Raw genomic sequence first — 18,605 nt, forward strand, 5'->3', positions numbered from 1 at the left:
CGTGTAGGGATCCCACCAGTCAAGGGCCGGGTGGCGGAGCAGCCATTCGGGCAGCTCGCCCGTCAGGCGGTTCAGGTTGATCGAGAACCGTTTGATGTTGGGCAACACCTTGGGAATGCCTACCAGAGCCTGCGGCAGCGAGTCGGCGGCATTGATGTCCTCCTGCGTATAGGTGTTGTAGTCCTTCATGTCGGGGATCCGGCCCTGGAGGTAGTTCACCGAGAGGATCAGCGTGTCGAGCTTGTCCCACTCGAGCAGGCGGCGCGGGAACTCGCGCGTGCTTTCGGTCTCCTGGAACAGTCCGCCGAAGTTGGTGGTCGTCGAGTTGTAGAGGTCGTAGATGATGATGCGCTGGTTGGCGTTCATCTTCAGGGCATGCAGGTTCGGGAAGTTCTCCTTGGTGATGACCGAAGGAATCTGCTCGAAGTTGTTGCCCGACAGGTCGAGGAACTCGAGGCTCTTGAGGTTCTTGAACGACGGATCCAGTTCGGTGAGTCCGTATGCACTGATGGTCAGTCGCTTGAGCTGGGTCAGCCCGGACAGGTACTCACCCGTCGAGAGGTTGAGCCGGTTGGAGTTGGTGTTCGAGTAGAAGATCAGTTCGTCGGCTGCCGTGAGATACTTGACCTCGAACGGAATACCCTCCTTGGTACCGAACATGTAGAAGCGGGCGTACTTCACGCGGCCGACCTTCTCGTCGGTGCAGCCCTCCATGTCCTTCTCCCAGAGAATCACGTTATCCCAGTTCTCCATGCTCTCGGAGCTCTCCCACGACTCCCACATGTTGAGGGCTCGGGCGATCGAGAGCAGCGCTACCGAGTCGCCGGCACGGGTGTCGGCCTTGATCGGCTCCGAGGCCTGCTGCTTGACGGTCAGATCGTCCTGTGCGGCCAGCTGGACCTCCTTTTTGGGCTTGAACGTGATGGTGGCATTGCGCTCTGCGTCGCTCGAATTGATGCCCCAGTTGAAGCGGACGGTCACCTCGCGCGGGCGGAGTCCGCGGTTGAGATCGACCTTGTACTCCTCGGGGGTGAGCCATGCCTGTGCATCCTCCGGGATCTCGACGTCGAAATCGACGTTGGTCTTCACCCGCACGTCGAACGTGCGCTCTCCCAATGCGGCGTAGTTGGCTACGGTCACCTGCTTGTCGTCGAGCGTGATGGCGTAGTCGTAGCCCTCCTGCGTGATGTTGATGTCGCGCCGCTCCTCCCAGTTGTTCTGGTTCTGGATGCGCACCAGACCCTGGCGGGGTTCGTTGAGCAGAGCCGAGTCGATGATGATCTGGCATACGGCCGTTCCGTGGCCGTTGGCCGGCGATACGGTGATCCACGGGTCGTTGGTTTGTGCGATCCAGCTGTCGTCGGCCGTGATCTTGATGTTGTGGGTTCCGCCTTCGGCGCCGATCTCGATGTTGTCGGTGTCGATGGTGACGCCGACCTTCTTGTCGTCGTTGGCACAGCCCACGACAACGAGTGCGCAGAGACCCACCGCGATGTATTTCGTTATTTTCATGGTACTATCCGTTCTTTAGGGTTATTCGAGCATCTCGTCGCAGTTCGTGATGTTCTGCGTTTTGTCGTAAATGAGCAGGTAGGCTCCGTTCTTCCAGGCATAGCAGATGTCCGAAGCATCGAAGACGATGTTGGGATTGTCGCTGATGTCGAGGGTCCAGATCGCGGTCGAGATCGTGTCGTCGATCTTGCGCAGGTCGTTCGAACCGATGTAGAAACCGCGCAGACCGGTGTGCTGGTAGATGCCCGTCGGCCACTCGCGCAGGCACCGCTCGCCCTTGTCGTTGCGTTGTCCGCGGATGGCGAAGACCGTAAGGCCCTTGCATGTCATCGGCTCGAAGGGGAAGCTGGCGAAGGCGTTCTGCGAGAGGTCGAGTCCGTAGAGGAACGGCAGCGTCTCGGCTGTGAAGTCCTCGGAGAGCTTCGTGAGGCGGTTGTATGTGAGGTCGAGCGAGATCAGCCGGCTTGCGTATTTGCTGTTGAAGCATCCCTCGGGAATCTCCGTCAGCCCGCATCCGCGCAGGATGATGTAGGCGACTTCCGAGTTTGTGTCGCTGAACCATTTGGGGAACTTCGTCAGCCCCGGGTTTCCGGCCAGCGTCAGCGTCTCGACATAAATGCCCTTGAATGCGGCGGCCTCCTCTTCGGTGTAGTCCTGCAGATCGTTGTAGGAGAAATCGATACTCGTAACAGGGGTCTCCGCATCGAAGATGTTGGGGAACTTTTTCAGTTTGTTGAACGAAACAGAGAAACTCGACATGTCGTCCATGTTGCAGAACTTGCCGTTCTCATCGACCGGAATTTCCTCGATCTGGTTATGGTCAAGGACGAGTTCGACGATTGAAACGTCTTCTCCCAGCGGGTGGAGCTTGCTGATGTTGTTGCGGGCCAGGTCGAGCAGACCCAGACGCTTGAGGTTCTTGAACGATGCCGGCAACTCCTCGAGGCGGTTGTCCGTCAGGTAGAGCATCTGAATGTACTCCTTCGATGTGCCTTCGGCCAGAGCCGTCAGGCCGTCGTGAAGATCTTGAGCTTCCCACTGCCTGTTGTTCGAAAGGTTGGCGGCCACGAGTTTCGGCATGAGGGCCAGCTCGCGGGGGAACTTGGTCATCTTCGGGCAGTTGTAGAGCTCGAAATCGGTGCACGATTCGAGTCCCTGCATGCCCTCCTTGCCTTCGCCCTCATTGCCGGGCAGCGAGGTGATCGCGCTGTTGGCGATGTAGAGATATTCGAGTTTCTTGAGGTTGCCAATCTCGGCGGGCAGCGACTCGAGGCCGTTGCAGAGCTTGCCATGCGAGGTGTCCATCGGGCGGATTTCGAGCTGACGGCCCGTCGAGGCCTCGAAGATCTGGTCTTCGGTGTAGCCCTGGTCGTAGAGCTCCGTGGCGCGGGTGTGGATGCCGTGCTCGCGCAGGGCAAAGGCGCAGGGCCAGGACATCTGTGTGGCCGGATGCATGGCATGCAGCAGCTTGCGGTGGTTCTCCATGCGGTTGCGCGAACGCTCCGTGAGGCTTTGGTCGGGATCGAGCGTGGGGTCTTTGAAGCCCTGGTTCGTATCGTTGTGCGTACCGAGGTAGAGCTCGACGAGCTCGGTCAGTTGTCCGATCTCCTTGGGCATGGGTCCGTAGAACCCGAACCCGCTGATGTCGATCTTGGCGATACGGCCGTTGGTGTGGACCTCGACGCCCGGCTGGTAGCTCCACAGGTCGGGATCCTTGTTGAAGTCCCAGTTTGATCCGACAGGGTAGTTCTCGCCGTCGTAGGACCATTCGGGACCGTGCAGCGCCTTCCAGATGGCGTAGAGCGCATAGTGGTCCTTCATGTATTCGTCGGCCTCGTGGAGCGTCACGGGCACGTCGGCGTCGGTCGTTCGGTTATCCTCTACCGTGAAGGGCGACTCGACCGGGGCGTTGTTCGTTTCGAGCAGAATGCCGTCGCTGTCATAGGTACGGTACTCGATGACGATGTAGTTGCCGGCCTGAAGCGAGAGCAGCGAGTCGCAGGCGCAGGTCGAGGTCTGGTAACCCTCGGGGGTCTCCGTATTCTCGGGATCGTCGAAGTGGATCGAGAAGGTGGCGGGCAGCTGCTCGAACTTGACGATGTTGTTGGTCTCGGTATTCTTCACCGATACGTCGAACTTGCCGATCTCCTCGAAGATGTACTCCCGGGAGATGTTGGCGCGGGTTGAGGAGGTCGGAGGCGTGAATCCCGACATGTCCTTGGTCAGTGTGAAGCGCACCTTGCCGCGCGGAACGACGTTCACGGTCAGGTCGTGTACGGTCAGACCTCCGGGGATGACCGTCAGGCTCGGGTCTGTCGCATTGCCGTTGTAGAGTTCGTCGTCGTTGTTGTCGAAGAGCGTGAACCGCACGATCTCGTAGTTGCCGGTCAGGAGTTTGATCTTGCCGCTGCGGATTCCGTATTCGGCATTCTCCGAATCGGTCGATGAGAGGGTGAGGGTCTGCACGATGGTCTGGTCACCGTAGGAGAGCGTCACGCGGACCTTGCTGGCCTCGGCCAGGTAGTCGAGCTGGGGCTTTGCGGCGCGGGTCTGCATCTGCTGCTGCGTCGCTTCGTCCGATGGGGCCACATAGGAGGCCTCCTTGTATAATTTGAACTGTACGTATCCGTAATCGAGATCGCGGTTGTCGATCCCGTCATCGTCGGAGCAGGCGGCCAGCACTCCTGCGGCGAGCCCGACGGCCAGCATTACGGCGGATTTGAAAAGTTTCATGTATGTGAATTGCTCTGAGTTACAATGAGTGTTGGTTGTAAGGGCCCCCTCCGGATTGCCCGGAGGGGAGCCTTGTTACGGCATCTTACGGCAGCGGTACGCAGTAGATTATGCCTGCGGCATAGTCGCCGTCGTTGTAGATGTTGAGCATCGCGTAGGGGTTTTCCCCTGTTCCCGGTGTGCCCATCTTGATGTTGAAGGTCGTTTCATCGGCCAGTTCGACATTCAGCCAGTCGATACCCTCAAAGGGCTGGATCTGCAGCCGCTCGGGATCGAATTCGCTCGTCTTGATCTTGAGGTTCACATCCGGGGCGGATCCCAGCAGGTAGATTGCCGTGCCCGATGCGAGCTTCTCGGCGAATTCGCTCGAGAGGTCCTTGCCGACGAAGTCTTTGAGCATGCTGCCCATATCCTGGTAGTTGCCGAACGTGACGGCCTCGAAGGTTGCGCCATCGCCCGAGATGAGCTCGGCCTGGAAGGCGCCGCTTGCACTGCCCGAATCGGTCTTGCAGCAGAAGGCTGCCATCGGCTTGTCGTCTACATAGAATACGATGTAGCCGGTCTTGTCCTCCGAAATGTTGTCCATAATCACCTCGAAGCTCGGAGCCGTAATCTCATCGACCCCTTCCTGCTTGGTCAGACGGAGCCAATAGGTCGAATTGTCCTTGATCTCGGCAAACTTGTCGTCGAAGAACCGGGTCGTGAAGTTGTTCAGCGAGCTGCTGTAGATGACCGAAGCCGTCGAGGTCTCGCTTGCATAGCTCATCAGGTAGTTCTGGTCGTTCGGCGTACCGAATGCCGTCGCCATCTGCTCGGGAAGATCCCGGTCTTCGGTGTAGGTGAGTTGGCGGAACGTCGTGTTGGTACTCTCCAGGCCGGCCAGGTCGCGGACCGTGAAGAGCGAGCTGATCGGGGCATCCTGGTTGAGCGTAGCCAGTTCGTAGGGCTTGTAGGCCTCTTTGAGCGACGGCATGTAGAGCGGGGGCTCCTGTCCGAGCAGGTCCTGAGCCGAAGTTACGTCCTTGGCCAGCTCGGCGGGAAGCACTACGACTGCAGCCGAACGGGCGGCGGCGCGCGACCCCGTGTTGGCTTCGGCCGTCAGACGGTATTCCGTATCGACCAGTACGTCGTCGCCCGAGAGAACGTTCTCGTGCTGCGTGATCCAGTTGCAGACGCTGTAGAGATACGCACCACCCATGTCTTTCTTCTCAAGCACGAAGACCTTGTATCCGACCTTTCCGCTTTCGGTTTCGAGCATGGGACCCGTCGTCCGGAACGTCGGGCCGTAGAAGGTCCAGGTGACGCTGCCGGCTCCGCCCTTGCCGTATTCGCCGGCGGCGTTGTAGGAGAAGACCGTCCCTGCGTTCAGGGTAACGTCTTGCTTCTCCTTGCAGCCCGGGATCGAGATGCGGAAGGCAAACTTGACGTCGTTGTTGTCGTAGTCGCAGAAAACGAGTTCATCCTCGGAGTCCTCGAGCGGGAAGGCTTTCGGGTCGCCCGAGAGCAGGATCTCGACCGTCTCGCCCGCCTTGCCCTCCGAGGGCGAAAGCTCGGCGATCCATTCGGGTTTCGAGTCGAGACGCCACTGGAAGTTTGCGGCGATCTTGATGGGCCGCCGCTCGGGCTCCATCGACGTCTCCTCCCACGGAATGGTGAGCGTCGTCTGTCCGGCATCGATCGGCTCCTCTTCGTAGGTCACCTCGCCGAAGCCGCTTTCCGTGCCCTGGTAGAGGTCGAACTGGCGCTCGACGGTGCCGCGCGTCACGGTGGCGATCACCTGACTTTCGCTGCCCATCGTCATCGTGATGTCGATGCTGCGGTCCGTGTCGTGTTCCTCGACATCCGAGACGCAGATAACGATCTCGTGGTCGCCGGCCTTGCCGCGTACCGTGTAGGCCGGCATGCCGTCGTCATCGAGCCAGAACCATTCGCCGGCCTGCGTGCGGTCGATGCTCACCGACCATGCCTGGTTGGGCGAGATGGGAATCGTGCAGGTGCCGCCGACTTCGATTCCGAGCGTCGTCTTGGCCGGGAAGTTCGGTTCCGGCAGCTTCTGTCCCTCGTCGTTGTCGTCGGAGCATGAACCCAGCGAGAGACCCGCCGTAGCGAGTGCCGCTGTGAACAGATTCAGTAAAAACCGTTTCATAGTCGTATGCTTTTTGTATTTTTTGCGAAAGCCCTATTCGTATTTCTTCATGCCCTCTTCGAGCTCGAGCCGGTCGGCCTCTTCGTCGCTGATCCACTCCATGATGTTGTAGAAGGTGCCTACCGTACCTACGGGCGTGCCCAGGTTCTTGACGTAGACATGGCTCCAGAGCTTGACGTTCGTCGTGCAGGCGTCGAAGAAGGAGTAGTAGCTCGGGCTGTTGGTGACCAGGATCTTGTTGTCGCCGTTGATCTGGCCGAATACCGACAATTCATCGCTCATGATCTGATCCTCGGGCATGCTTACCAGCGGGAGCGACGGGTCGGAGGGATCGAACGTGAGCTTGATGTCGTAACCCGTGAAGAGCCAGCTGTGGAGGATCACCGTGTTCGGCTCCTTCGGATCCAGTTCCGTACGGATCAGTCGCTGGATGCTCGTGTTCTCGACACCGGGATAGCTCTGCAGGAAGGTCGAAGTCACGACGCACCAGCCGGTGAACTCCTCGGCGTGGAACGTGCAGCCCTTGAGCATGCGGACACGCGACTGTCCCGGGTAGAGACTCCAGTCGAGCTGTTCGGGCATCACCAGCCGGAGGTTGAACTGCAGCGTGTCGGCGGGTTCGAATTCGTTGTAATAGGTACGGACGCGCACCTCGGCGGAGCGCTTGCCTGCGGGGATGGTCACCGAGTTGGAGAGCAGCCGGTAGTGGAGGCCTTCGATGGCGGTGCTGCCCTTGTCGATCACCTCCACGCCGAACGTGCGGTCGTAGTCACACGCGCGGGTCGAAGATACGGGGACGGTGAAATAGTCCTGGTTCTCCAGTACCATGTTCAGGGAGACCGAGTCGGAGAACATGACGTACTCCGCGTCGGAATAGGTCGTGTACTCCTCCTTGCAGCCCGTGGCCAGGGCGGCGCAGAGTCCCGTGGCAAAAAGGAATGTTATGATTCGTTTCATGGGTTGTTGGCTATGTGTTTACCGATTGTTGCTTTCATTGGGCGTGATTTCCGATCCCGGGGCCTCCAGCTCATGCTGCGGGATGGGCCATACGAAGAGCGGATCGCCGGCCTCGACCTTCAGGTTGTTGCCCTCCTCCTGGGTGTAGGACTGGGCCGTGCGCTCGAATCCCAGGCCCCAGCGCTTGAGGTCCTGCAGGCGGAAGCCCTCCATGTAGAGCTCGCGGACGCGCTCCTCGGAGAAGGTCTTCACGTCGGTGTCCCAGTTGCCCGTGAGGTTGATCGAGCCGCCCGAGACGAAGCGCGTCTTGCGCAGGGTTTCGAGGTCCTTCTGCGCCAGCACGACGTTCGGGTTGGGCTGGCGGCAGTAGGCTTCGGCACGGATCAGGTACTGCTCGGCCAGACGCAGCGGTTTGGGCATCGACACGTGGAAGACGTTCATCGGGATGAAGATGCCGCGGTTGCCGTAGTATTTGACGAGCAGGGGGTAGTCCATACCGCTCGGGTAGCCGATCGTGACGCCGCTTTCGGAGTCTGCGAAGTAGGTCGAACGCATGTCGTTGTCGTCATAGGCGTCGAGCACCCACTGCGAGGGGATGTAGTCGGGATAGAAGTAGGTGTAGTCGCGGTTGAAGTTGAGGAACACCGTGCCGAGCGCGCCGCCGTAGGAGGTGCTCGTGAATCCGATGCGCCAGATCACCTCCGGGCCCATGTCGTAAGCCCACATGTATTCGAACGTCGTGGCGCCGTCGGGTGCAGTCTCCTGAACCGAGGAGAGCTGGAAGGTGTCCTGTTTGTCGTCGATCAGCTTGCTCGAGTAGGTGATAGCCGTCTCCCAGTCCTGCATGTAGAGGGCCACGCGGGCGCGGATGGCCTGCACGGCGGCTTGGGACATGTAGTAGTTGTTCGGCGTCTCCTCCGCGTCTTCGAGCCGCTCCTCGGCCCGGATGAGGTCATCCACGACGAATTGGTAGGAGTCGTAGAGCGAGGCGCGGCGGACGGGTTCCGCCTCGAAATACTTCGTACGGAGCACGACACCCTGCTCCTGGGCGGCCGTTGCGGGATCGTAGGCCTTGCAGAAGCACTTGATGAGTTCCGAGTAGCAGAGGGCGCGGATGGCGTAGACCTCGCCGGTGTACTGCTCGAGGATCTCGAGGTTCGTGTCGCTGGTCTCGTTGGCCATCACCTCGTCGATCCGGTCGAGGTAGAAGTTGCAGCCGCCGATCACGGTGTAGAGCTGTGCATAGACGGCTTCGAGTTCGAGGTCCGTGGGACGGATGTTCCACAGCCAGAAGTTGCCGTAGGTGTTCGAGTTGCCCTTCACGGCCTGGACCAGGTCGCTCTGGATGTCGGGCAGCAGGGTGAGCAGGCCGCTGTAGAGTGAGCTGCTCATCAGGTTGGCGTAGATTCCTATGAGGTGCTGTTCGGCATCGGCGAAGGTTTTCATGGCCTCCTTCTCGGGGATGGATGTCTCGGGGTATTTGTCCAGACACGAGACCGTGCCGAAGACTACAGCGAGCATCGCCAAGTAGCGTGTTATGGTGTGCAGTATGGTTTTCATATCCGTGTTAGAATGTTAAATCGAGACCGAAAGTGAATTGGCGCGACATCGGGTACTCGGCGGCGTACATGTTGCCGACGGCTTCCGGGTCGAGTCCCGAGAATTTCGTGAACGTCAGCAGGTTCTGGGCCTGGGCGTAGATTCTTACGCCGCTCAGGAAACCGGTCTTGCGCAGCAGCCCCTTCGGGAACGAATAGCTCAGCATCAGGTTCTTCAGACGCAGGAACGAGGCATCTTCGAGCAGGCGGCTATCGAACTCGGTGTAGACGCCGTGGCGCGGGATGTCGGTGATGTCGCCGGGCTGCTTCCAGCGGTTGAGCAGGCGCTTCGACTGGTTGTAGGAGGCGAAGCGGCCGTTCGACTCGTCGAAGTAGCGGTCGTTGTTGATCATCCAGCGGTCGGCCAGCCACGAGAACTGCGCCGAGAGCGAGAGCCCCTTCCAGCTCAGCGTCGTGCCGAAACCACCCTGCCAGGGGGCCTCGAACGTCTTACCGATCATCACCTTGTCCTCGTCGCGGAGTTCGTTGGTCAGCTCGCCGTCCTTCGTGTACCAGAGGGCGTCGCCGTTGGCCGGGTTCACGCCGGCGAAGCGGTTGATGTAGAATTCGCTGACGTCGTGGCCTACGACATATTTCAGGCTCGACGACGAGAGTTCGTACTCCTGCACGCCGTTGTAGAGCTCCGTGAGCTTGTTCTTGTTGTAGGAGACGTTGGCGTTGAGCGACCACGAGAAGTTCTCCGTGGCGACAACGGCGCCCGAGAGGCTGATCTCGAAACCGCGGTTCACCATGGCGCCGACGTTGTCCCAGCGGTTGCCGAAGCCGTTGTCGGAGTAGGACTTCGGAACGTACATCAGCATGTTGGTGGTCTTCTTGTTATAGAGCTCGAGGTCGATGTTCAGGCGGTTCCAGAATCCGAAGTGCAGACCGAGGTTGGTGGTCCACGTAGACTCCCAGCTCAGGTCTTCGTTGCCCTGCGAGGTGGGGGCGATGCCGGCCGTGCCGACATAGTCGGCTCCTCCGGAGACGAGTGCGAGGTGCTCGTAGTTGGGAATCGACGAGTTACCGGCCGTACCGGTCGAGATGTTGATCTGTGCGTTGGTCAGCCAGTCGGCGGCATCCTGCATGAAACGCTCGTTGCGCAGGTTCCACATGAAGCCGACCGATCCGAAGACGCCCCAGCGGTTCGAGGCGCCGAAACGCGACGAGGCGTCGGCGCGGACGGCGAACTCGGCGAAGTAGCGGTTGTCGTAGTTGTACTCGCCGCGGCCGAAGAACGACAGCAGTCCGTAATCGTCGGCCGGGGTGTCCTCCCACGAGGCCGCATAGGTTCCAGTCCCGATGTTGGTCAGTTTGTTGTTGTTCTGACCGCGGGTGGTCACGCCGAACGATTCGTAGTGGTAGTTCGTACCGTCCTGACCGACCATGAAGTTGAACGAGTGCTTGTCGTTCACGTCGAACCGGTAGTTGATCGTGTTGGATACCTGGAGCGTCAGGGCGTCGGAGGTGTTGCGCGATGCGGTGCCCTGCTCGAGGTTGGGCAGGTATTCGGGCATCGACTGTCCGAATCCGGTGGCATGCGAGAAATCAACGCTGAACTGCGACCGGATCGTCAGCCCCTCGATGGGCGTCGCCTCGGCGAAGAGCGAGGAGAGTACCTTGTATTTCTTGTAGCTCACCGGATTGTTCTCGATCCACTCGAGGGGGTTCTGGCCGTCACCCTTCCAACTGCCGTCCTCGATCGAGGCGAGCGAGCCGTCGGAGCGGTAGGGATTCCAGTAGGGGAGCATGAACCGTGCGGCCGAGATCGGCGTGACGACGGTGTATTCGCCCGACTGGGCCAGTTCGATGTCCTGGTAGTTGAGCATCGTGTTCGTGCCGATCTTGAGCCACTTGGCGGCCCGCTGTTCGACATTGGCGCGGATCGAGTAGCGGTCGAAGGCCGAGCCGGGGGCGATACCCTCCTGGCTGTAGTAGCCGCCCGAGACGTAGTAGTTCGTGCGGTCGTTGGCGCCCGAAACGGACAACTCGTAGCTCTGGAGCATGGCCGAATCGTTGAATACGGCCTCGAGCCAGTTTACGTCGGTCTTGCTCAGCAGGTTGTAGTCCTTGCCGTCGGTCAGTCCGATCTCCTTTTCGTACTGGATGCGCTCGGAGGTGTTCATCAGGTCCCAGTTGCCGTGGGCGATCTGCGAGAAACCGAGCTGCATGCGGTAGTTGATGATCGGATGGTCGTTCATGCGGCCGCGCTTGGTGGTGATGACCACCACGCCGTTGGCCGCACGGGCTCCGTAGATCGAGGTCGAGGCGGCGTCCTTGAGTACCGAGAGGTTCTCGATGTCGGCCGGGTTGATCATGTTGAAGTCCGAGCTGGAGATCACCACGCCGTCGAGGACGAAGAGCGGCTCGGTGCCCGAGTTGATCGAGTTCGTACCGCGGATGGTCATGACGGTCGCCTCGCTGGGCTCACCCGAGTTGGAGAGCACCGTGAGGCCCGGGACCTGACCCTGCAGCGCCTGGTCGAATGCAGCCGTCGGGGTGCTTTCGATCTTTTCGGCCTTGACGGTCGATACCGATCCGGCGATGGTGCCCTTCTTGCGCACGCCGTAGGCGATGACGACCACATCCTCGAGAGCCTGCGAGTCGCTCTGCATCTCGAGGTTGAAGGTCACGTGTGTTTGTCCTTCGGGAACGATGTACTCGACCGGCTTGTAGCCGATGTACTGGAAGATGAGTGTGGTGCCGGGGGCAACCTCGATGGAGTAGCTTCCGTCGGCAAGGGTCGAAACGCCGGTCGCCGATCCGGAAATCACGTTCACCCCGATCAGGGGCTGTTTGTCTTCAGCCGAGGTGACTACGCCACTGACGGTGACGGTCTCCCCCCCCCCTTGACGGGGTTGCAAAAGACAGCGCGCTGAAGCATAGCGCGAGAATAGTGAGTAGAATTGTTTTTTGCATAAGGAAAAGACTTTCTTACCGTTGCAAAGGTATGAAATTTAATTGTGCGCACAAATAGGCTTTTTGTAGCCAAACTGTAAGCCGTCAGGACTTTAAAGGTGTCTTTTCGATGGTGTCGGCCGGATTTGTTTACTTGTATCGGACTGACTATAAGGTTTGTTTATTCTGGTTTCTGTTTTAACCGACCGTTGAACCCGGGCTGTTTTGCTATTTTTTAAATAAACCCTCTTTCGGCCCTCCCCTGGCGGGTTGTCTGGAATGCCTGGCTGTTCATTATTTGCCATTTTTTGTTTATCGACCCGGTTTTATTAAGCGTTTTATTGGTGTGTCGGGTTTTTAAATTTTTAAAATTTATCAAACATTCAGGTTTTAACATGGATATTAAAAAATGACGATTTGCCTGAAAATATTTTGATTTTTGCAATGGTTTTCCTGGTTTTTGGTGAAGCTTGTTTCTGTTTGTAGTTAAAATGACATATTTATGTAACAGTTTGGAAAAGCCGTAAAGTGTTCTAAATGGAGGAAAATGCAGCGACAATATTCAGCTAAAACGGGAAATTTTGTACTGAAAGAGAAGTTTTGTACTTTGTTTTGATTTCGATTTGAAATCAAAATTGCCTGTAAAAATATATAATGTAATGCGAACCTGCTCGTAATGCGCTCTAAGGCCGTTTTGACTCTGCGCGGCCTGTCTCCGAAAACGGATGCATGATGATGAATTGAAATGAACCGGATTGGACTGGACTGAATATTCGGAGGACGCAAAATGTTCCATGCACTTGAGCCTGCCGCGTGGTGAGGCCCCGGCTATGCGGCATTTTTGTTCGAACAAGGATGGTTTCGAAGGAGGGGGATTGCTTGAGGTCCGAATGCAAAAAAGGAAGAGCCTGGGCTCTTCCTTTTCTGAGCTGTTGACGAGGCTTGAACTCGTGACCTCTTCCTTACCAAGGAAGTGCTCTACCACTGAGCTACAACAGCAGTTTTCTCCGTTGAGTGGTGCAAAAGTACACAAGAAAAATGAAAAGACCAAAAAAATGTGCATTTTTCACAAAAAATTTCTACCTTTACATACGAATCATAACACAAACCAGATGAAACGCATCCTAATTGTTGGCGCCGGCGGCCAGATTGGCTCCGAATTGACAGTCTACCTGCGCAGTATTTATGGCGGTCACAACGTGGTGGCCACCGACATGCGCGAATGCAAAGCCCTGGGGGAGGACGGCCCCTTCGAGGTGCTCAACGCCCTCGATGCAACAGCGATGGCTTCGGTTGTGGCCCGTCACCACGTAGATACGATCTTCAACCTCGTGGCCCTGCTTTCGGCTGTCGGGGAGCGTAACCCGCAGATGGCCTGGCAGGTCAATATGGGTGCGCTGAACAACTCGCTCGAGGTGGCGCGTCAGCACCACTGCGCGCTCTTTACGCCGAGCTCGATCGGCGCCTTCGGGCCCACTTCGCCCAAGGACAAGACGCCGCAGGACACCATCATGCAGCCCACGACGATCTACGGCGTCTGCAAGGTGACCGGAGAGCTGTTGAGCAACTACTACCACCATAAGTTCGGGGTCGATACCCGTTCGGTGCGTTTCCCGGGCATCATCTCGAACGTGACGCTCCCGGGTGGCGGTACGACCGATTACGCTGTGGAGATCTACTACGAGGCGATTCGTTCGGGCCGTTTCACCTGTCCGGTTCCCTCCGACGTCTATATGGACATGATCTACATGCCCGATGCGCTGCGCGCCTGCGTGGAGCTGATGGAGGCCGACCCGGCGAAACTCGTGCACCGCAACAGCTTCAACCTCGCGTCGATGAGCTTCACTCCCGAAATCATCTGCGCAGAGATCAAGAAGCGCCTGCCCGACTTCACGATGGATTACGACATCGATCCGGTGAAGAAGGAGATTGCCGAGAGCTGGCCCAATTCGCTCGACGACACCTGCGCCCGCGAGGAGTGGGGCTGGAAGCCCGAATGGGACCTCTCGCGCATGACGGACGACATGCTGGCGCATATCCGCACCAAGTTGGGCAAGAACTGATCCTTCGCCCGGCCGATGAAAGAGTGAACGGTCGTCGGGGCAGGATTTTTGCTCCGACGGCCGTTTTGTATGCATAAAGACGGAAAACCATGAAACGGATTGTTCGAATCTCCGTGGCCGCCGTGCTGGTTGTTGCGGCGGTACTTCTGGGCGGGAGCTTCTACATGCTCTCCTATTCGCTCCGGCCCGACCGGGTGATGGCCGAGAAGAATGCCGATTCCTATAAATATATGTATGAGGAGTATCCCTTTCTCGAACCGTGGGTGGACAGCCTGACCCGTGCGGGCGCCCTGCGCGATACGACGATCTGTGATCCCGACGGGCTGCGGCTTCATGCCATCTATGCCGCGGCGCCCCGCCCGACGGACCGTACGGCCGTGATCGTGCACGGATATACGGACAACGCCGTGCGGATGCTCATGATCGGCTACTTATACAACCACGACCTGGGCTATAACATCCTGTTGCCCGATCTGCACTACCACGGCCGGAGCGAGGGCCGGGCCATCCGCATGGGATGGCTCGACCGGCTCGACGTGCTGCGGTGGATGGATGTGGCCAACGAGCTCTTCGGCGGACATACGCAGATGGTCGTCCACGGTATCTCGATGGGGGCCGCCACGACGATGATGGTCTCGGGCGAGGAGCAGCGCCCCTATGTGAAGTGCTTTGTCGAGGACTGCGGCTACACGAGTGTCTGGGACGAGTTCCGCAAGGAGCTCAAGGAGCAGTTCTCTTTGCCGGCCTTCCCGCTGCTCCATGCCGCCAGCCGGCTGTGCGACCTGAAGTACGGTTGGAACTTCCGCGAGGCTTCGGCGCTCGGACAGGTGGCCAAATGCCGCCTGCCGATGCTCTTCATCCACGGCGATGCCGACGACTATGTCCCGACCTGGATGGTCTACCCGCTCTATGAAGCCAAGCCGGGCGAGAAGGAGTTGTGGGTGGTTCCCGGGGCCGCGCATGCGATGTCCTATCGGGACAATCCGGAGGAGTATACGCGCCGTGTGGGCGAGTTTGTCGGGCGGTACATCGGAACGCAAGGCGGAGAGGACGATGGAGCGGGAGCGTGAATACGAAGGGCGTCTGACGGCGTTTTACAGGACACTGGAGGAGGCGATCGGCCGGCTTCCGGCCGAGGTGCGGGCCTCGCTCTACCGTCCCTGTGCTGCGGAGTGCGTGCGGGGCGATGTGCTGCAGGAGATGCGGCGGCAGTTCGAGGAGTGCGGCTGCGATCTCGACCGGCAGTATGCCCGGTACGGGCGGACGCCTTATTTCTTCGCCGACGTCATCGAACCGGGGCGGGTGTACGAGATCGGTTATCCGCGGTGTCTGTGCCCGCAGGTCGCTGCGGGGTTCACCAATGCTCCGACCCACTGCGAGTGTTCGCGGGAGAGCATCCTCTTTGTGCTGCAGGATCTGCTCCCCGGCCGTGACATCCGCGTGGAATGCCTCGGGACCGTCCTGTCGGGCAGCCCGGAGTGCCGTTTCCGGGTCGAGGTCGGGTAGGATGACCGGGGCCGCTTCGTCTGTGGCGGTCTTCTTCCGGAGACTCGGGCGCCGGCCCCGGGCTGAATCCGGTGCGTGGAGGTTGCACGGTGGGCTCGGGAACCCTCCCGGGAAAGGAGATATGACAAAAAACCGGAGGTTCTCCTCAAGGGAACCTCCGGTTTTCATTTGGTCGGGATTGCTCGATTATTCGGCCTTGCCGTCCGAACCGAGAACCTCCTTGATCTTGTGGATGTAGAGCTTCTTCATGTTGTCGCGAGCCGGGCCCAGGTACTTGCGCGGGTCGAACTCTGCGGGCTTCGTGGCGAAGACCTCGCGGATGGCGGCCGTCATGGCAAGACGCGAGTCGGAGTCGATGTTGATCTTGCAGACAGCGCTCTTGGCAGCCTGGCGCAGCTCCTCCTCGGGAATACCTACGGCAGCCTTCAGTGCACCGCCGTACTTGTTGATCGTATCGACCTCCTCCTGGGGAACCGACGACGATCCGTGGAGCACGATGGGGAAGCCCGGAAGCTCCTTCTCGATAGCTGCGAGCACGTCGAATGCCAGGGGGGGCGGAACCAGACGGCCCGTCTTGGGATCTACGGTGCACTGCTCCGGCGTGAACTTGTAGGCGCCGTGCGACGTACCGATCGAGATGGCCAGCGAATCGACGCCGGTCTTCGTGACGAAATCAACGACCTCCTCGGGCTTGGTGTAGTGGCTCTCCTCGGCGGCAACCTCGTCCTCGACGCCGGCCAGCACGCCCAGCTCGCCCTCGACCGTCACGTCGAACTGGTGAGCGTATTCAACGACCTTCTTCGTCAGGGCGACGTTCTCGTCGTAGGGAAGCGACGAACCGTCGATCATCACCGACGAGAAGCCCATATCGACGCAGCTCTTGCAGGTCTCGAACGAATCTCCGTGGTCGAGGTGCAGCACGATCTGGGGCTTTGCCCAGCCCAGCTCCTTGGCATACTCCACAGCACCTTCGGCCATGTAGCGCAGCAGGGTCTGGTTGGCGTAGTTGCGCGCACCCTTCGATACCTGGAGGATTACCGGCGACTTGGTCTCGGCAGCGGCCTGGATGATGGCCTGGAGCTGCTCCATGTTGTTGAAGTTGAAAGCGGGGATGGCGTAGCCGCCCTTGATGGCCTTGGCGAACATCTCGCGGGTGTTCACGAGGCCCAACTCTTTGTAGGATACCATACTTTTAAATATTAAGAAAAATTCGAAATTCTCGATTAACCGCGCAAATTTACGAAAAAACCGGATATCATGCGTCTTTATTGCAAAAAAAATGAAACGGTCGTTCCGGATGCCTGCAAGGGACTGCGGCCGACCCCATTGCAGCCGCATGCCGTGCCGGGGCATACGGGGCGGACGGCCGCGTTTTTCCCTTTGTGCGGAATACGGTTGCGGGCTTCGGTCCTTCGTGTGTTAAAAAAATAACAAACCGGAGGGATTTGTTGTGCAATCGGAGAGTTTTTTGTAAATTTGCGAGGAATTTCGGATTGCCGGGCCGGCCTCGGGCGCGCCCCTTCCGACCAAAGACCGGATACATAAACACACAAACATACACGATCATGGCAGATTTCATTTATCAGGAGCCGTTCCCGATTCAGGAGGACAAAACGAAGTACCGTCTTTTGACGAAGGATTACGTGAAGGTCGTCGAGTGCGACGGACGCAAGATCTTGAAGGTGGATCCCGCGGGCCTCGAGTTGCTGTCGAAGGCCGCATACAGCGATGTGTCGTTCTACCTGCGTGCGGCGCACCTGCAGAAACTGCGCAACATCCTCGATGATCCCGAGGCTACGGACAACGACAAGTTCGTGGCCTACACGATGCTGCTGAATCAGTGCGTGGCCGCCGAGGGCGAGCTGCCGACCTGCCAGGACACCGGCACGGCCATCTGCATCGCCCACAAGGGCGAGGATGTCTGGACGGGCGCCGACGATGCAGAGTGCATCGCAAAGGGTGTCTACGAGACCTATAAGGAGCGTAACCTGCGCTATTCGCAGGTTGTGCCCTTCACGATGATCGACGAGAAGAACTCGGGCACGAACCTCCCGGCGCAGATCGACATCTACGGAGGCAAGCCCGGCATGGAGTACGAGTTCCTCTTCATCACCAAGGGCGGCGGCTCGGCCAACAAGACCTTCCTCTACCAGCAGACCAAGGCGTTGCTGAACGAGGAGTCGCTCACGAAGTTCATCCAGCAGCACATCTTCGACCTCGGCACGTCGGCCTGCCCGCCCTACCACCTGGCCATCTGCATCGGCGGCACGTCGGCCGAGATGTGTCTCTCGACCGTCAAGAAGGCTTCGGCCGGCTACCTCGACGAGCTTCCGACCTCGGGTAACGAGGGCGGCCGCTGCTTCCGTGACCTCGAGTGGGAGGAGAAGGTGCTCAAGATCTGCCGCGAGAGCGGTGTGGGCGCCCAGTTCGGCGGCAAGTACCTCGTGCACGACGTCCGCGTGATCCGTGCCCCGCGCCACGCCGCCTCGTGCCCCGTGGCCATCGGCGTCAGCTGCTCGGCCGACCGCAACATCAAGGCGAAGATCACCCCCGAGGGCATCTTCCTCGAGGAGCTTGAGAAGAACCCCGCACGCTTCCTGCCGAAGGAGGCTCCGGCCATGTCGCCCGCCGTGGACATCGACCTCGACGAGGGTATGGACAAGGTGCGCGAGATCTTGACCAAATACCCGATCAAGACGCGTCTGAACCTGCGCGGCACGCTCATCGTGGCCCGCGACATCGCCCACGCCCGCATCAAGCAGATGCTCGACGAGGGCAAGCCGATGCCCGAGTACTTCAAGAAGCACCCGGTATACTACGCCGGTCCGGCCAAGACCCCCGCAGGCATGGCTTCGGGTTCGTTCGGCCCGACGACGGCCGGCCGTATGGATCCCTATGTCGATCTGTTCCAGAAGCACGGCGGCTCGATGGTCATGGTGGCCAAGGGCAACCGCTCGCAGGCCGTGACGGACGCCTGCAAGGCCAACGGCGGCTTCTACCTCGGATCGATCGGCGGTCCGGCCGCCATCCTGGCCAAGAACTCCATCAAGTCGGTCGAGGTCGTGGACTTCCCCGAACTGGGCATGGAGGCCGTGCGCAAGATCTACGTCGAGAACTTCCCCGCCTTCATCATCGTTGATGACAAGGGCAACGATTTCTTCGCCGATTTCAAGCACTGAAATTTCCGGCCGC

The 18,605-nt window shown here is 59.2% G+C and carries 11 protein-coding genes and 1 tRNA gene; 4 read left to right on the forward strand and 8 right to left on the reverse strand.

What is annotated here, in order from left to right; all coding sequences use genetic code 11:
* From QZL63_RS01495 to QZL63_RS01525, 7 genes are all read right to left on the reverse strand, one after another.
* Positions 1 to 1,512 (reverse strand): BACON domain-containing protein (locus QZL63_RS01495; protein ID WP_290585500.1); only part of this gene is annotated, 1,512 nt, incomplete at its 3' end.
* Between the two features lie 21 nt (positions 1,513 to 1,533).
* Complete coding sequence (locus QZL63_RS01500) at positions 1,534 to 4,245, reverse strand: DUF4458 domain-containing protein (protein ID WP_290585509.1); 2,712 nt, start codon at positions 4,243 to 4,245, stop codon at positions 1,534 to 1,536.
* A gap of 85 nt (positions 4,246 to 4,330) precedes the next feature.
* Complete coding sequence (locus QZL63_RS01505; protein WP_022307590.1) at positions 4,331 to 6,391, reverse strand: hypothetical protein; 2,061 nt, start codon at positions 6,389 to 6,391, stop codon at positions 4,331 to 4,333.
* Positions 6,392 to 6,424: 33 nt separating this feature from the next.
* Positions 6,425 to 7,348 carry a DUF4984 domain-containing protein gene (locus QZL63_RS01510; protein ID WP_022307591.1) on the reverse strand — a complete coding sequence of 308 codons (924 nt, stop codon included), beginning with the start codon at positions 7,346 to 7,348 and terminating at the stop codon, positions 6,425 to 6,427.
* 18 nt (positions 7,349 to 7,366) lie between these two features.
* A complete protein-coding gene (locus QZL63_RS01515; RefSeq protein WP_290585513.1) occupies positions 7,367 to 8,908 on the reverse strand; it encodes a RagB/SusD family nutrient uptake outer membrane protein in 1,542 nt (513 codons plus the stop codon).
* A 7-nt stretch (positions 8,909 to 8,915) separates the two neighbouring features.
* Positions 8,916 to 11,726, reverse strand: a complete 2,811-nt coding sequence (locus QZL63_RS01520; RefSeq protein ID WP_022307593.1) for a SusC/RagA family TonB-linked outer membrane protein — start codon at positions 11,724 to 11,726, stop codon at positions 8,916 to 8,918.
* A 1,045-nt stretch (positions 11,727 to 12,771) separates the two neighbouring features.
* Positions 12,772 to 12,843 (reverse strand) — tRNA-Thr (locus tag QZL63_RS01525).
* Between the two features lie 113 nt (positions 12,844 to 12,956).
* Here QZL63_RS01525 and QZL63_RS01530 point away from each other — a divergent pair.
* The 3 genes from QZL63_RS01530 (at position 12,957) to QZL63_RS01540 (ending at position 15,413) form a co-directional block, all read left to right on the forward strand.
* Positions 12,957 to 13,907: an NAD-dependent epimerase/dehydratase family protein gene (locus QZL63_RS01530; RefSeq protein ID WP_022307594.1), complete on the forward strand. Its 951-nt coding sequence runs from the start codon at positions 12,957 to 12,959 to the stop codon at positions 13,905 to 13,907.
* Between the two features lie 89 nt (positions 13,908 to 13,996).
* The gene (locus tag QZL63_RS01535) at positions 13,997 to 14,977 is read left to right on the forward strand and encodes an alpha/beta hydrolase (protein WP_022307595.1); all 981 of its coding nucleotides are present in this window, start codon (positions 13,997 to 13,999) and stop codon (positions 14,975 to 14,977) included.
* Positions 14,961 to 15,413: a hypothetical protein gene (locus QZL63_RS01540; protein ID WP_022307596.1), complete on the forward strand. Its 453-nt coding sequence runs from the start codon at positions 14,961 to 14,963 to the stop codon at positions 15,411 to 15,413. Before QZL63_RS01535 ends, QZL63_RS01540 begins: the two co-directional genes overlap by 17 nt.
* 186 nt (positions 15,414 to 15,599) lie before the next feature.
* Here QZL63_RS01540 and QZL63_RS01545 read toward each other — a convergent pair whose 3' ends face one another.
* Complete coding sequence (locus QZL63_RS01545) at positions 15,600 to 16,601, reverse strand: class II fructose-bisphosphate aldolase (RefSeq protein WP_022307597.1); 1,002 nt, start codon at positions 16,599 to 16,601, stop codon at positions 15,600 to 15,602.
* Between the two features lie 377 nt (positions 16,602 to 16,978).
* Here QZL63_RS01545 and QZL63_RS01550 point away from each other — a divergent pair, with 377 nt between their 5' ends.
* Entirely contained in the window at positions 16,979 to 18,592 is a 1,614-nt protein-coding gene (locus QZL63_RS01550; protein WP_022307598.1) for a fumarate hydratase, read from the forward strand.
* The last annotated feature ends 13 nt before the right edge of the window (positions 18,593 to 18,605 follow it).

Source organism: Alistipes sp. CAG:268, assembly GCA_000434235.1.
Lineage (GTDB): Bacteria > Bacteroidota > Bacteroidia > Bacteroidales > Rikenellaceae > Alistipes > Alistipes avistercoris.

Excerpts from the sequence above, each read along its gene's own strand:
- QZL63_RS01550 (WP_022307598.1), top strand. The coding sequence starts at position 16,979 with ATGGCAGATTTCATTTATCAGGAGCCGTTCCCGATTCAGGAGGACAAA.
- QZL63_RS01510 (WP_022307591.1), bottom strand. The coding sequence starts at position 7,348 with ATGAAACGAATCATAACATTCCTTTTTGCCACGGGACTCTGCGCCGCC.
- QZL63_RS01540 (WP_022307596.1), top strand. The coding sequence starts at position 14,961 with ATGGAGCGGGAGCGTGAATACGAAGGGCGTCTGACGGCGTTTTACAGG.
- QZL63_RS01545 (WP_022307597.1), bottom strand. The coding sequence starts at position 16,601 with ATGGTATCCTACAAAGAGTTGGGCCTCGTGAACACCCGCGAGATGTTC.
- QZL63_RS01530 (WP_022307594.1), top strand. The coding sequence starts at position 12,957 with ATGAAACGCATCCTAATTGTTGGCGCCGGCGGCCAGATTGGCTCCGAA.
- QZL63_RS01535 (WP_022307595.1), top strand. The coding sequence starts at position 13,997 with ATGAAACGGATTGTTCGAATCTCCGTGGCCGCCGTGCTGGTTGTTGCG.
- QZL63_RS01500 (WP_290585509.1), bottom strand. The coding sequence starts at position 4,245 with ATGAAACTTTTCAAATCCGCCGTAATGCTGGCCGTCGGGCTCGCCGCA.
- QZL63_RS01505 (WP_022307590.1), bottom strand. The coding sequence starts at position 6,391 with ATGAAACGGTTTTTACTGAATCTGTTCACAGCGGCACTCGCTACGGCG.
- QZL63_RS01515 (WP_290585513.1), bottom strand. The coding sequence starts at position 8,908 with ATGAAAACCATACTGCACACCATAACACGCTACTTGGCGATGCTCGCT.